The sequence below is a fragment of the Labilibaculum filiforme genome, assembly GCF_002843315.1.
Lineage (GTDB): Bacteria > Bacteroidota > Bacteroidia > Bacteroidales > Marinifilaceae > Labilibaculum > Labilibaculum filiforme.
In genome coordinates this window covers 1-14,646 of record NZ_MVDD01000007.1, presented here as the reverse complement: position 1 = coordinate 14,646, position 14,646 = coordinate 1, and the positions used below count along the sequence as shown (strand labels likewise).

13 protein-coding genes are annotated in these 14,646 nt (G+C 34.3%); 9 read left to right on the top strand and 4 right to left on the bottom strand.

Going from position 1 to position 14,646, the window contains the following annotated elements; translation table 11 throughout:
- Positions 1-10: 10 nt before the first annotated feature.
- From BZG02_RS10910 to BZG02_RS10895, 4 genes are all read right to left on the bottom strand, one after another.
- The gene (locus tag BZG02_RS10910) at positions 11-1,513 is read right to left on the bottom strand and encodes a radical SAM/SPASM domain-containing protein (RefSeq protein WP_101261471.1); all 1,503 of its coding nucleotides are present in this window, start codon (positions 1,511-1,513) and stop codon (positions 11-13) included.
- Positions 1,514-2,584, bottom strand: a complete 1,071-nt coding sequence (locus BZG02_RS10905) for a hypothetical protein (RefSeq protein WP_143470454.1) — start codon at positions 2,582-2,584, stop codon at positions 1,514-1,516. It lies immediately after the preceding gene.
- Positions 2,585-2,634: 50 nt separating this feature from the next.
- Positions 2,635-2,892, bottom strand: coding sequence for a hypothetical protein (locus tag BZG02_RS10900; RefSeq protein WP_101261469.1), 258 nt, complete (start codon positions 2,890-2,892; stop codon positions 2,635-2,637).
- Between the two features lie 338 nt (positions 2,893-3,230).
- Positions 3,231-3,446, bottom strand: coding sequence for an HTH domain-containing protein (locus tag BZG02_RS10895; RefSeq protein WP_101261468.1), 216 nt, complete (start codon positions 3,444-3,446; stop codon positions 3,231-3,233).
- 566 nt (positions 3,447-4,012) lie between these two features.
- Between BZG02_RS10895 and sufB the strand changes: the two genes are divergently transcribed.
- From sufB to BZG02_RS10850, 9 genes are all read left to right on the top strand, one after another.
- Positions 4,013-5,464, top strand: coding sequence for a Fe-S cluster assembly protein SufB (gene sufB, locus BZG02_RS10890; RefSeq protein WP_101261467.1), 1,452 nt, complete (start codon positions 4,013-4,015; stop codon positions 5,462-5,464).
- A gap of 125 nt (positions 5,465-5,589) precedes the next feature.
- Positions 5,590-6,342 (top strand): Fe-S cluster assembly ATPase SufC, encoded by a 753-nt coding sequence (gene sufC, locus BZG02_RS10885; RefSeq protein ID WP_101261466.1) that lies wholly within the window; start codon positions 5,590-5,592, stop codon positions 6,340-6,342.
- A 76-nt stretch (positions 6,343-6,418) separates the two neighbouring features.
- Positions 6,419-7,780, top strand: a complete 1,362-nt coding sequence (sufD, locus tag BZG02_RS10880; RefSeq protein WP_101261465.1) for a Fe-S cluster assembly protein SufD — start codon at positions 6,419-6,421, stop codon at positions 7,778-7,780.
- A gap of 56 nt (positions 7,781-7,836) precedes the next feature.
- Entirely contained in the window at positions 7,837-9,063 is a 1,227-nt protein-coding gene (locus BZG02_RS10875) for a cysteine desulfurase (RefSeq protein WP_218972225.1), read from the top strand.
- 132 nt (positions 9,064-9,195) lie between these two features.
- Positions 9,196-9,618, top strand: coding sequence for a SufE family protein (locus tag BZG02_RS10870; protein ID WP_101261464.1), 423 nt, complete (start codon positions 9,196-9,198; stop codon positions 9,616-9,618).
- A 10-nt stretch (positions 9,619-9,628) separates the two neighbouring features.
- Entirely contained in the window at positions 9,629-9,940 is a 312-nt protein-coding gene (locus tag BZG02_RS10865; RefSeq protein WP_101261463.1) for a metal-sulfur cluster assembly factor, read from the top strand.
- Between the two features lie 1,107 nt (positions 9,941-11,047).
- Entirely contained in the window at positions 11,048-11,998 is a 951-nt protein-coding gene (gene queG, locus BZG02_RS10860; RefSeq protein ID WP_101261462.1) for a tRNA epoxyqueuosine(34) reductase QueG, read from the top strand.
- 105 nt (positions 11,999-12,103) lie between these two features.
- Positions 12,104-12,943: an alpha/beta hydrolase gene (locus tag BZG02_RS10855; RefSeq protein ID WP_101261461.1), complete on the top strand. Its 840-nt coding sequence runs from the start codon at positions 12,104-12,106 to the stop codon at positions 12,941-12,943.
- Positions 12,944-12,955: 12 nt separating this feature from the next.
- A complete protein-coding gene (locus tag BZG02_RS10850) occupies positions 12,956-13,945 on the top strand; it encodes a GSCFA domain-containing protein (protein WP_101261460.1) in 990 nt (329 codons plus the stop codon).
- The last annotated feature ends 701 nt before the right edge of the window (positions 13,946-14,646 follow it).

The window sequence follows — 14,646 nt, the reverse complement described above, 5'->3', positions numbered from 1 at the left end:
AAAATAAAGATTAATAATATACCTCTTTATTGAATGTTGGGGCATGTGGGCATCTTGGATCTGGATAACTTAGATTATTTTCTCCGTAAGCACCTATTATTTCTGTCCAACAAACTCCTAAACCAGATATCCTGCATTCATCGATAATTGAGCACTCCTTGCAGATAGAATGGCTGTTTTCAAATAGGTTTTTTAAATAGAATAAATTTTTAGCTTTATCTGAATTCCAAACTTCATCAATTGTATTTTCTAGAAGATTGCCCATAATAAAGTTTTCTCTAAAATATAACTCTTCACAGATGGTTACATCTCCATTAGGAAGCATAATAAAGCTATTGAAATTCCCAGAACACATGGCTCTTTCATTAAATGATTTAGTTTTTTCACTTACGGATGCAACATATTCTTTTTCTTCTGAAAATCCTGCTATAGCTATTTTTTTCTTCGAATATACTGATTGTAATTCATCTACAATCTTATCTAATTCAGCCAATTTAGATTTTTTCATTTTATAGTCCATATAATTTTCATATGTCATATTGATTGAATAACCCATAACTGCAAACTGAACTTCTTTTACATTTTCATACTTGTTTAGGAAATTTATAAGTTGGTTTAACTGGTTTCTGTCTGAGTTTTTATTGGTTAGGACAGTGTTTATAGTAACCTTAAAACCATGTTTTTGTAAATTGCTTAGTGTCTCTTTTACTTTAGAAATGTAATTCTCATCGACATCTAAAAGATCTGTAAGTGTTAGTGGATCAGCAGAGTCTAAAGAGAACTGTATAAAATCGTAACCAAGCCCTTTTAACTTTATGATCTGTTGTTCGTTAATTGGTACTTTTGTAGATATATATGGGAAGTAATTATAGTTTTTTAGTTCTGTAAGTAACTCATACCATTCTTTATATAGGAATAACTCACCTCCAGTTATGTCAATTTGTTTAATTCCCAATTGATGAGCATCACTAATTATTTTCCCAAATTGCATAGAGGATAACTGACACTGACGAGCTTCTTTCTTATCAGCATAACAATACTTGCAGTTTGTATAGCAAATATTATTAATAACAATTGTAAAATTATTAGGCTTGTTAAATCTATTCTGCTTTAGATCTAAAAAATTCTTGGTCATTAAAAAATCAGATGGGTTGTATTTCGTTTTTCTTGGAACATTTGATTTTTCTATAAGTAAGTTAGGAGGTAGGCCAAAAACATGATTATCATATTCTACATTTATTTCCTGGTTATAGTAAAACATATTAACTTTTTCAAGCGCTTCTTCTTCTGATATTCTTAGAAAATTAGCAATTTTAGGTAGAATTTCTGAAAGTTTATGTTCACCATCAAAAAAAGATAAAAAAGAAGCTTGAATAGGATGTATTAAGGTATGAAATTCTGATTTTGCAACTTCGTTATCAATTTGAAAAAAATTATCATTTAAGATAAATGCTCTATTTATATCATGATGTATATGATAGTAAGGATTAAATATTATTATTTTTTCTAGCATTTAATAAGTTTTAATTGTATTTATTTTTAGAATTTTTTTATCCGATAATTTATTACCAAACAGGCGGTATCTTCTTGTTAATTCAGATTTGAAACTATCATCAACAAGGTTTTTCACTCCAAAAGAATTAATGAATTCATTAATTGGATTATAAAATATAAAATGATCAAAAAAATCCTGCCACTTTAAATCCGTTTTAAGATATGGGTAATCATCAAATAGGTCAATTCCAAAGGGAGAGTCTTTTAATGCAAAACCAAGGGGCTTATTATCGTTTTTAAGAAATGATTTATCCCATTTACCTTTACCATGCTTCTTTCTTAATCCTAGAAATTTGGAGTATGTGAACCTATTCAAAAATACATTGGTGCTGATTTCAGGTAAAGCTATTCTAATAAATCTATAGCAGTTGGGTGTATATGAATTTTGAGCACTAGTAGAATATAAATTTCCATACGAATGTCGATAGTTCATTATTACTAAAGCCTTGTTTTTAATTTTTGGTGCTTTCTTATACCAATCGATTATAAACGTGCTCATTGATTCATCTCTATTCAAGTATACAGAGCTATTTTTAAAATTAGCTAAATCAGTTTTGTTTTTGATATTGCTCCAGTTAAACGGTATGTCTGCACCTATAATTCTTATCCTTTGTTCCTTTTTTAAGCTGAAGTTTAACGTATGTATTCTTTTCAGAAAATCATGAAAGTTGGTTTTTTGCCATAAAGGACTATGTGTATTATTACGGCATATACTAAGTAGTAACGTATTATTTCCATTAATTAGATAATCATCCAATTCTTTTTGAATACTTTGTGTTGCAACTTCGATAATTATTGTTCCAACATTTTCGATGAACCAGTTTTGAGAAACAAGTCCATAAAAAAAATCGTATTGAGTGGTTTCCGGATGATCTCTTTCGCAAAAGACAACAATATCTTTCTGCTTAAAAATCGATTTTAGATAATTGTTTGGGGTTGGATGGTCTTGCTTTAAAAAAGTGTCATAGTTGTTCTGTCCTGTTACAGAATACGGCAAAAGGAGCATAATACAATAGATGAAGTATTTCATATGTTTTTGATGAAAATAGGTGTCACTAATAAATAGGACACCCATTTAATTTAAGGATGAATAATAGTAATATGACCTATTTCTCCTGGATATTCAGGCGCTAGATTTGGAAGATCTTGAACCAGTGCACTGGCTTTTTTCTTATTTCCACATTCGATTTTAACTGTTGTTGTTTTTTTCTTTGTTGTACATTGTTTGTAACAAACAGATTCACATCTACCACCTGCAAGTAAATTCATTTCTTTGTTTGATAGTTTCATTTCGGAAAAAGATGGATATGAATTATCCAATTCGGCTAAATTTTTCATATTTAACAATTTTTTTTAATTAATATTAACTTTAATTTTGCCCTTGTCTCCTCGAACGAGATCTAGGGCTTTGAGTTTTGTTATGCGCATATTGATAAACTCGAGAAGCAAGTTATGAAAGCTCACTGCCACTATTTGGCAGTGAGATTATTTTTTATTAAGTCTAATTTACCTATTGATTTTGTATTGTATTTATTGTAGTTATTAGGATTGTTGTGATTCACATAATAGAAAGGTAATTGGGGCATTCTAAATAACGGTTAAATTGAACATCATATAATATAGATAGTAGGTTGCCGAAAGGAATCTATTTATCCTTATAGAGAGATTTTTCACAATCATACCTCCTCCTTTTCAGTTACATAACAATAGCTTTGCTTGCATCTGCTGTAAGTAATTGGGTGTCCCATATTTTTTAAAGAGGAGATAATTCGATACAAACTACGTTCCGAAATGTTTAATCGTTGGGCTAGTTCTGCTGGAGTGCCTGTACTTCCAATAGTTATTAGTTCTTTAACGAACTCCACTTTTTCTAAAAACTCTAAATGTGTCATGTGTTGAACTATTAGTTGGCTGTTGTGATTTACCTATTAATTCCTAAAATGTTAAAAAGGTAACCCCTTCATTTGTTAAATATTGATAAATATTTCAATGGTAGGGTTTAAATAAACTCTGTATCTCTTATGTTTCTTGATTTACAGCCTTTTTTACAAAGTGTAAAAAATATTGGGTTTAATTTATGTAAGGTTGGTTAATATTTTTTTTAATTGCGCGGCATGCAAAATACAGAGCTGTAAATTCAATTAAAAAAGTAGTTTGAAAAAGTATTGGGAAATCTTCTCTCCGCAAATGCATCCTTTCCATTTAAATTACGGCACTAAATAAAAGGACTTCTAGGTATTTTATTCGCTTCAATTTAAAAAGATATCTAAATACTTTATTATATTTGCATGAAATTTCATTGGGGCATGCAATTGTGAGTTCGCTGAATGGTTTTAGTTTTTTCTACAGAAATGAAGCTCTTCACTGCTTCCCTTTTAATTTAAAATATTGAATTCTTTTAAGGAAGTATAAAAAATCATATTCGATTTGGAAGCTTTCTACCTGATACTTAAATAACATGGCAAAAGAAGAACAAGATAAAATACTAGATGAGGTAACACAAAGTGATTACAAATATGGCTTTGTAACCGATATTGAAAATGATGATATAGGCAAAGGCCTTAGCGAAGATGTTATTAGAATGATATCGGCTAAGAAAAATGAGCCTGAATTTATGCTTGAATTTCGATTAAAAGCATATCGTCATTGGTTGACTATGAAAATGCCGGAATGGGCATATTTAAAGATTCCTCCTATCGATTATCAGGATATCATTTTTTATTCGGCACCAAAACAGAAAGCGAAATTGGAAAGTATGGATGATGTTGATCCTGAAATTCGTGCCACTTTCGATAAGCTGGGAATTCCATTAGATGAGCAGAAACTATTGGCGAATGTTGCTGTGGATGTGGTAATGGATTCGTCGTCGGTGAAAACTACCTTTAAGCAGGCTTTGGCTGAGAAAGGTGTTATTTTTTGCTCATTTAGCGATGCCGTTCAGGAACATCCCGATTTAATTCAGGAATACATGGGAACAGTAGTTCCTGTTCAGGATAACTTTTTTGCAGCTTTAAATTCTGCTGTATTTTCCGATGGTTCTTTTGTGTACATCCCGAAAGGGGTTCGCTGCCCAATGGAGCTGTCTACCTATTTCCGTATTAATGCCGAAAATACGGGTCAGTTCGAACGTACTTTAATTGTATGTGAAGATGATAGTTACGTAAGTTATTTGGAAGGATGTACGGCGCCTATGCGTGATGAAAATCAGTTGCATGCAGCCATTGTCGAAATTATTGTGAAGGATAATGCAGAGGTGAAATATTCTACCGTGCAAAACTGGTATCCGGGTAATAAAGAAGGCAAAGGTGGTATCTATAATTTTGTAACCAAACGAGGTATTTGTCAGGGTGTAAATTCCAAGTTGATGTGGGCTCAAGTGGAGACCGGATCGGCAGTAACCTGGAAATACCCTTCTACTATTTTAAAAGGGGATGGTTCGTCGAGCGAATTTTATTCGGTTGCGGTTACTAACAATCATCAGCAAGCCGATACCGGATCAAAAATGATTCACATTGGTAACAATACCAAAAGCACGATTATCTCGAAAGGAATATCAGCAGGGAAAAGCAGCAACTCTTACCGGGGATTGGTTAAGGTAACCAAGAATTGTGAAGGAGCTCGTAACTTTTCTCAGTGCGATTCATTACTTTTAGGAGACAAATGTGGAGCACACACATTCCCTTATCTCGAAATTGGCAATAAATCTGCTAAAGTTGAGCACGAAGCTACTACCTCTAAAATTGGTGAAGATCAAATTTTCTATTGCAATCAGCGAGGTATTTCTACCGAGGATGCCATTGGTTTAATTGTAAACGGATATGCCAAAGAGGTAATCAATAAAATGCCTATGGAGTTTGCTGTTGAGGCTCAAAAGCTTTTGGCAATTAGCTTGGAAGGATCCGTAGGATAAATATAAATTTTAGCTAGTATATTGTTTGTAGCTAATTTGCAAAGACCAGTTGATTATTTACTGGCAGAATAAACTAAATGTTAATAGCCAATGGCAATACGCTAATGGCAAAAATCTAAATATAGATGTTAAGCATTAAAAATTTACACGTTTCCATCGATGGAAAGGAAATCTTAAAAGGAATTAATCTGGAGGTGAAACCAGGAGAAGTTCACGCTATAATGGGACCAAATGGTGCTGGTAAAAGTACTTTGGCTTCGGTGTTGGCAGGAAGAGATTTATACGAAGTAACCGAAGGTGAGATTGTATTTCAAGGAAAAGACGTATTGGATATGGCACCGGAAGATCGTGCAAAAGAAGGCATCTTCTTAGGTTTTCAGTATCCAATCGAAATTCCTGGAGTTTCTACCGTTAACTTCATGAAAACTGCAGTTAACGAGCATCGTAAGCACAAAGGATTGGCACCATTAACGGCATCCGATTTTTTAAAACTGATGCGCGATAAGAAAAATTTGGTTGAAATCGATTCAAAACTAACAAATCGTTCGGTAAACGAAGGGTTTTCTGGTGGAGAGAAGAAAAAGAACGAGATTTTTCAAATGGCAATGTTGGAACCAAAATTGGCCGTTTTAGATGAAACTGATTCTGGTTTGGATATCGATGCGCTTCGTGTAGTAGCAAATGGAGTGAATAAATTGAAAACAGCAGAGAACTCAACAATCGTGATTACTCACTACCAACGTTTATTAGATTATATCGTTCCTGATGTTGTACATGTTTTGTTTGATGGTCGAATTGTAAAAACTGCCGGTAAAGAGCTTGCTCTCGAATTGGAAGAAAAAGGATACGACTGGATTAAGGAAGAAAACGGAAAATAGTAGATGTAGGAAATTGGATTTATCTCATTTCTCAAATCTTATCCCGATTCATATCGGGACTAATATCTAAAAAAACATGGCCAACATAGATACAATAAATAAGGATTTTGCCAATTTATTCGAGCAAGGGAAAGAATTGCTTACAAATGGTTCTTCCAACTGCATGAATAAGGCTCGCGAAAAAGCTTTCGTTCAGTTTCAGAAGTTAGGCGTACCTACTCGTGCCAACGAGAATTACAAATACACCAATCTGATACCTGCTTTCGATCATCCATACAATGTGAATCTTCGTTATATGGAAGTGGATGTGGATTTGAATGATATTTTTCAGTGCGATGTGCCGGAGTTGGATACCAATATGGTATTACTAACAAACGGATGGTATTACGGCAACAATAAAACACTTACCGAATTACCCAAAGGAGTTATTGTTTGTGGTGTTCAGGAGGCTGCGAAAAAATATCCAGCTATTTTCGAGGCGCATTATGGCAAATATGCCAAGCCTGCCGACGATGGACTAGTAGCATTGAATACAGCTTTGGCAAAAGATGGTTTATTCATTTACGTGCCAAAAGGAGTAGTAGTCGAAAAGCCAATTCAGGTAGTGAATCTTTTGCGTTCCGACCGGGATTTATTGGCAACACAACGAAATTTATTCGTGATTGAAGAAAATGCACAAGCAAAAATAATTGTTTGCGATCATACTTTAACGCACCACAAATACTTAAGTAATGCGGTAACCGAAATAAATGTGGCAACTAATGCAGTCTTCGATTTGTATACCTTGCAAAATCAGCATTTAAATTCTGTAATTCTGAATTCTACATTCATCCGTCAGGAAAAAAATTCCAATGTGCTTACGAATACAATTTCTCTTTATGGAGGAACTATTCGTAACAATCATCACGTTTTGTTAGATGGCGAGCATTGCGAAAATCATACCTTCGGAATGTATTTGATGGATAAAGATCAACATGTCGACAATTTTACTTCTATCGATCACGCGAAACCAAACTGTTTAAGCAACGAGCATTTTAAAGGTGTAATGGATGGAAAAGCCACCGCAGCTTTTGCAGGCAGAATTTACGTTCGCCCCGATGCACAAAAAACCTTAGCTTATCAATCCAATAACAATTTGTTATTGAGCGACGATGCTCAAATTAATACAAAACCTCAGCTAATTATCGATGCCGACGATGTGAAATGTAGTCATGGAGCAACCGTTGGACAAATGGACGAGGATGCATTGTTTTATCTTCGCGCAAGAGGTATTGATGAAAAAGAAGCTCGTCAGATGTTGATGTTTGCTTTCGCTCACGAAATAATCGAAAAAATTAGAGTAGAGCCACTTAAAGATCGAATTGATGCTTTAGTGGATACACGATTAAGGGGCGAAATTTCGAAGTGTAATACTTGTGCAATTGCCTGCAAAAACTAGAATTAATTAATCTTAGTGCATCGTATTTGTTGCGATGCATTTGATTATTTTATAGAATGACCATAGATATCCATAAAGTACGTAAAGATTTTCCTATTCTTGAGGAATTGATTCATGGTAAACCTCTTGTTTACTTCGATAATGCTGCAACTACTCAAAAACCTCGTCAGGTAATCGATAAGTTAACCGAGTATTACTATAAGTACAATTCTAATATTCATCGTGGTGTGCACTATTTGAGTAACAAATCAACCGATGGAAACGAGAATGCAAGAATAATTGTACAGAATTTTATTCATGCAAAGCATTCGCACGAAATTATTTTTACCAGCGGAGCAACTGAATCTATAAATTTAGTTGCCAATTCGTTTGGCGAAAAATTTATTTTCGAAGGCGATGAGGTAATCGTTTCTGAATTAGAGCATCACTCCAATATCGTTCCTTGGCAATTAATCTGCGAACGAAAAAATGCAGTTTTAAAAGTGTTGCCTTTTAACGATCGTGGTGAATTGATGATTGAGAAATTGGATGGTTTAATTACCGAACGTACAAAAATAATTGCGGTTAATCACATCTCCAATTCTTTAGGAACCATAAATCCTATTCGTAAAATAATAGAGATTGCACATGCTAAAAATGTTCGCGTTTTAATCGATGCAGCTCAATCTGTGCAACACAAAACAATCGATGTTCAGGATTTAGATGTAGATTTTTTGGTTTTTTCGGGTCATAAAATTTACGGACCTACCGGAATTGGTGTTTTGTATGGCAAAGAAGAATTGCTAAACCAAATGCCACCATGGAAAGGCGGAGGGGAAATGATTGCCGAAGTGAGTTTCGAGAAAACTACCTACAACGAACTTCCCTTTAAATTCGAAGCGGGAACACCAAATTATATCGATGCTATTGGCTTAGGTGCCGCAATCGAATATGTAGAGAGTATTGGAATGGTAAATATCGATAGTCACGAACATGAATTGCTGGAGTACGCAACCGAAAAATTGCTAACTATTAATGGATTAAGAATTTATGGAACTGCGAAAGAGAAAACTTCGGTAATTTCTTTTCTAGTAAAGGGAATTCATTTCTACGATATGGGAATGCTTCTCGATCAAATGGGAATTGCCGTAAGAACTGGTACTCATTGTACCGAGCCGGTAATGCAGCATTTCGGAATCGACGGAACCGTTCGTGCGTCATTTTCATTCTACAATACAAAGGAAGAAATCGATGTACTATATAATGGAATAGTAAAAGTTTGCAAAATGTTTGCTGTAAAATAGTTCGTTGGTTAGATTTTCACAGATAGAAAATTATTGTAACTTTCGGCTGAAAAAAATATAAATTAGATACGTTCGTAGATTTGGAATGGGATTTTTTCTCATTCCTAAAATCTCATATCTAAAATCTATAGTATGACAATAAACGAAATTCAAGAGGATATAATTGAAGAATTTGCAGGGTTTGAAGATTGGATGGACAAATACGCCTATCTAATTGAGTTGGGAACAGACCTTTCCGGTCTAGATGCAAAACATCAAACAGAGTCGAATCTTATAAAGGGTTGTCAGTCAAAAGTTTGGTTTAACGCATCTCTTGAAAATGGACTTGTAAAGTTACAGGCCGATAGCGATGCTATTATCGTAAAAGGAATCGCAGCTTTGTTAATTCGTGTTTTCAATAATCAAACACCTCAGGATATTATGAATGCCGACCTTAAATTTATCGATGAAATCGGCTTAAAACAACATTTATCACCTACTCGCTCAAATGGATTAGTTTCTATGGTAAAACAAATTAAAATGTATGGAATTGCTTTCAATCATGTAAGCAAATAATCAGGATAAAATGGGAAAAAGAGAAACAGAAGCAATAATCGTTGAGGTTTTAAAAACCATTTACGATCCCGAAATTCCAGTAAATATTTACGATCTGGGATTAATCTACGAAGTGGATATGTACGAGGAGGATGAGGTGAAAATCACCATGACTCTTACAGCTCCGAACTGCCCAATGGCCGATCAAATTTTGGAAGAGGTAAACGAAAGAACAAAATCGCTACCTCAAATCGAAGATGTAACCGTTGTGTTAACTTTCGATCCGCCTTGGGATAAAGAAATGATGACCGAAGAAGCAAAACTCGAACTGGGTTTTCTTTAAATAATATAAAGGGCTGTTTTTACAGTCCTTTTTTGTGCATCTGTGGGTCATGCTCAGACTGTAACCAAGCCGTTCATGTCAGGGTGTAACTTGGTTTTTACTAATAATCAGCAAGCTTTGTTTTAAATCAATAGATGTAATGTGAAATAAATCGATTTGTAATTCGAATTTTGTTTTGGGCGTTTCCTTCGTTCCTCAGGTCGGGCTTTCCGTTTTTACTCCTCGCTCATTCTTCGCTGTGGGGTAACCACTTCAATCCCTAACGCAAAACAGATTGAATATTTGGGTTCAACATTGAATTTGGAGATACGTCTTTGTTGCAGTTACCGATAAAACAATTAGATGGATAATGTTTTGGAGTTTTAAAATTATAAGCGAGTGCTGTCAATAGAGCGTGCCACGTGCTACTTTAGTTGATTTAGAATGCGGAAGAGCTTTCTATTGACTTGATTCTTTTGCTTACTTTTCTCATTTAAGGAGAAAAGTAAGAGCCGTCCGGCTTAAGGACAAAGCAATTTTAAAAAATATAATTTTGAAAAATTAGAGAGTGGAACAATTTTAAGAGTGCAATGGTTTTGAGTTATAAATAGAAAAGGAAAACACTTTAAATAGTTATCCGTAAATACATTTTCATTAGAAAATGCAAAATATTTTACTCCTCGCTCATTCTTCGCTGTGGGGTAACCACTACAATCCCTAACGCAAAATAATTTAAGTTTAAGAATTGTCTGGTATTTGCAGAACATCTCCATGGATTTTCACTTTGTTTTGTGCGAAAAGGATTGACATCGGTAACGCAGGCGGGTACCCATAGGAGAAAAAGACGTTAAGAAAAAAATCCGTTGGGAAAATGAATTGGAGTCTTTAGTAAGGATGAATAGGAAAGAATCCTAATAGAATTGACTTGATTAGGGATTCTAAATCATTTTTTCAGCATTACTTTTTTTTAGTCTTTGAGCCGTAATGGGTCGCCGAGGTCCATAGTCTTGATTTTTTGTAACTTTTTTATCAAGAAAAAAGTTTGAAATATTTATTTTGAAATACAATATCATTAGAAAATGCAAAATAATTATCACGAATTGTCGCTAACAATCTTAATTTAGCAACATGAATCTCACTCTCTCCATTAAATCAAAACTTATTAAAGCCAAAGCTCTCGAGCTTGGTTTGGATCTTTGTGGAATCGCAAAGGCTGACTTTTTGGAAGATGAGAAAGAGAATTTTCAATCGTGGTTAGAAAAAAAATACCATGGTGAAATGACTTACATGACCAATAATATTGAAAAACGATTAGATCCACGTTTGTTGGTAGAAAATACAAAGTCGGTTGTGGTTGTGGGTCTGAATTATTTTCCCAAAGAACAGCAACAAGATCCCAAAGCACCCATAATTGCAAAATATGCTTACGGAAAAGATTATCATTTTGTACTAAAAGATCGACTCAATCAGCTTTTGGAATACATCAATACCGAAATTGGCGAAGTTTCCGGTCGCGCATTTGTCGATTCAGCACCAATATTAGAACACGCTTGGGCAAAAAAAGCCGGTTTAGGCTGGATTGGAAAAAATTCGCTTTTGCTAAATCGTAAAATTGGATCCTTTCTTTTTCTGGGCGAATTGTTAATCGATATGGAATTAGAGTACGAGGATGAAAAATATCAAGATTTTTGTGGAGGATGTAGTAAGTGCATTCGAGCTTGTCCAACCGGTGCAATTACCGAACCCTATGTGGTGAATGGAAGTAAATGTATTTCCTATTTCACAATCGAACTAAAAGGAGAAATTCCAGAAGAAATGAAAGGGAAATTCGAAAACCGAGCATTTGGTTGTGATATCTGCCAGGATGTTTGTCCTTGGAATCGTATGGCAAAAGCTCATTCTGTTCCCGAATTCGAACCAAATCCAGATGTACTCTCTTTATCAAAACTAGAATGGGAGCAAATGGATGCTCATAAATTTGGTGAATTATTTAAAAATTCAGCGGTAAAACGAACAAAATTGAAAGGCTTAAAACGAAATATCGATTTTCTTAACAAAGCTAACAATGAAAATGACTAAGTAATAGATTATATATTCTTTGGAGTATGGAAAAGAACGTTGAATAAGCCTTATAATTTTCTTACATTTATTTTATCGATAAAAGAACGAATTAAATTTTCAAGAATGCATCATATCTATCATGCAAATACTGATAACGAAAACCAATTGTTTTTCCAAGTCTGGCAACCATCGTCTAAACCAAAAGCTGTAATTTGTTTGGTACATGGTATTGGAGAGCATTCTTCTCGATATCACGAGTGGGCCGAACAATTCGTCGAAGAGAACATTGCTGTTTGTACTTACGACCAACGGGGGCATGGTTTGTCGAGTGGGAAAAGAGGTGTTATTGGTTCGTACGAACAATTAATGAACGATATCGATTTCGCTCTGGAGGAAATTAAAACAAATTTTGGAGATATTCCTTGCTTTTTATACGGTCATAGCATGGGTGGAGGAGAGGTGTTAAATCATTTAATTAGCCGAAAATCCAATTATTTAGGCGTCATTTCTACTTCTCCGTGGATTGTGACACAAGAGGCACCTCCAAAAATTCTAATTCCTTTTCTACGTGCATTGGCCAACTTTATTCCATCTTTTAGTATTAAAACCTCTTTCGATGCTAAAAAGTTATCACATATCGAGAATGTTTGGATCAAATATAATGAGGATGAATTAATTCATCATATGGTCTCCTTTCGGTTATTTGTTGATGCATATGATGCAGGTTACTATATTTTAAAAAATTCGAACAAAGTAAAAAAGCCATTGTTATTACTCCATGGGAATGCCGATCAAATTACAGATTGTAATGCCAGTAGAATATTTTCAGAGAAAATTGTAAATTATGGTACCCATATTCAATACGATAAAGCTTATCATGAGCTACATAATGAATTCTGTCATCAAAAGGTTTTTGCAGATATATTAAATTGGTTGAACGCTCGATTAGCAGAGAATAAGTAAATTATTTAGAATATGACACTTTTTAGAACCAACGTAAAGATTCCAGTTTCGCAAGATAAGTTCGATTATAATTCTAAGGCAATTATGCTGGGTTCATGTTTTACCGAGAGCATTGGTGAGCAACTGGCAAAATTTAAATTCGATGTTAATATAAATCCATTTGGGGTAATTTATAATCCAATTAGTGTTGGCAATAGTCTAAAAATACTAATCGAGAATAAAAAGTTCACTGAAGAAGACCTAAATTTTTCTAATGAAAGGTGGTTTAGCTTTGCCCATCATGGTCGTTTTTCAAATACCGATGTTAATGAATGCCTGGATGCTATTAATACAGAAGTTAAAAAGTCATCCTTAGATCTGGCAAATTCCGATGTTCTATACATCACATTCGGTACTTCTTGGGTTTTTGAGTTGCTCGATACGGGAATTGTAGTATCTAATTGTCACAAATTGCCTGCACGCGAATTTCATCGTTATCGCCTAGATGTTGATGAAATCGTACAATTTTATAAAAAGTTGATTGTTTCTTTATCCGTTTTCAACCCAAATTTGAAAATAGTATTTACAGTGAGCCCTATTCGTCATTGGAAAGATGGAGCGCATGGAAATCAGCTTAGTAAAGCAACGTTATTGCTTGCAATAGAACAATTAGTGGATTTATTCGACCAGGTATCCTATTTTCCATCCTACGAAATTGTAATGGATGAACTAAGAGACTATCGTTTCTACGCCGAGGATATGTTGCATATGAATTCTTCTTCGGTAAATTATATTTGGTCCCGTTTTGTCGATACATACATGACTAATCAAACACTCGCAGTGATGAAGCGGGTCGATAAAATTGTTGTGGCATCTAACCACAGACCTTTTAATGCAGATGCAATTAGTCATCAGCAATTCATAACCAATACCTTAGATGATCTGGAGCGTTTGGAGCGAGAGTATCCGAATATTGTATTTAATAAAGAAAAGTCACGTTTATTAAAAAATCTTCACCATTAGACTGGACATTCTCATTTGAATTTTGTAATTTGTTTTTCCCTTTCGGATTAAAAATATAGCTTCTGATAATCAGGCAGCTATTTCTTTTTGTGAAAAAACTTTTCAAAAGAATTAGGAAGTGGGAAAAATAATAGGTTATCTTTGCACCGCTTTCAACGGAAAGTGTGCAACGGTTAGAGTGATTTAGGGAGTGATTTTTGTTTCACAAAAACCGGAGTTTATTTTTCTTTGAATTTTTTTCACTTTGGGTTTGGATATGTAGATTTTTATTTCTTATCTTTGCACCCGCTTTAAGGGTTAACGAACTCGACGAGTCACTAGGAAACATGGGGCTTAGGAGTGCAATTAGCTTTAAAAAAAAGTTGAAAAAACATTTGCAGGTTAGGAATTAAATTCTTTATCTTTGCACCCGCTTTAAACGGCGAAAGTTCTTTACAAGATTGTGGTTGAAACGGTTTTACACCGGCAAAAAAAAAGATAAAAAAAACTTTACTTTTTTCTTGCAGATGAGCTTAAAAAGTCTTTATCTTTGCAACCGCTTTTAGAGGCAGTAACGACTGTCTTTTAGGAATTAAAATTATTAGAACAGGTCGCCTTTAGTGATAGAGGATAAGCGATCGAAAAGAGTTCTTTGAAAATATTGGAAACAACAAGTTAGGTAAATACAAGAATAAAAACCTTGTCAATAAGAATTACGATAA